Annotated in this window: 1 protein-coding gene; it reads left to right on the top strand. The window is 47.5% G+C overall.

Annotated features, from left to right (window positions below; translation table 11 throughout):
• Positions 1-408: ATP-binding protein (locus QVP40_RS08245; RefSeq protein WP_288200401.1), on the top strand; the 408-nt coding region annotated here is incomplete at both ends.

Raw genomic sequence — 408 nt, 5'->3', positions numbered from 1 at the left:
GATTCACAAATACGCGTCAGTCTTTATCGGGAAAAAGCTGCGGCTTGATTATCCGGGAACTCACGAAAAGGTTCTGACAGATCCAAAATGGCTGGGATTTGTGATCGGGCAGTGTATTTCCAATGCCTTAAAGTACACAAAGACAGGTGGGATCCGGATTTATCTTTCGGAATCCCGTCCCCATACGCTGGTGATCGAGGATACAGGGGCAGGAATCAGCGCGGAAGATCTTCCAAGGATTTTTGAAAAGGGATTTACCGGATATAATGGAAGAACGGAGTCCAGATCCTCAGGAATCGGCCTGTACCTTTCCAGAAAGATCATGAAAAGGCTGGATCATGGTATTTCCGTGGAATCAGAACCGGGAAAAGGAACAAAAGTTTATCTGAGCCTTGGCCGCAGGAGGGC

The organism is Blautia sp. CAG:257, assembly GCF_000433815.1.
In the GTDB taxonomy this organism is placed as follows: domain Bacteria; phylum Bacillota; class Clostridia; order Lachnospirales; family Lachnospiraceae; genus Blautia_A; species Blautia_A caecimuris.
This window is presented reverse-complemented; position numbering and strand designations above follow the sequence as displayed.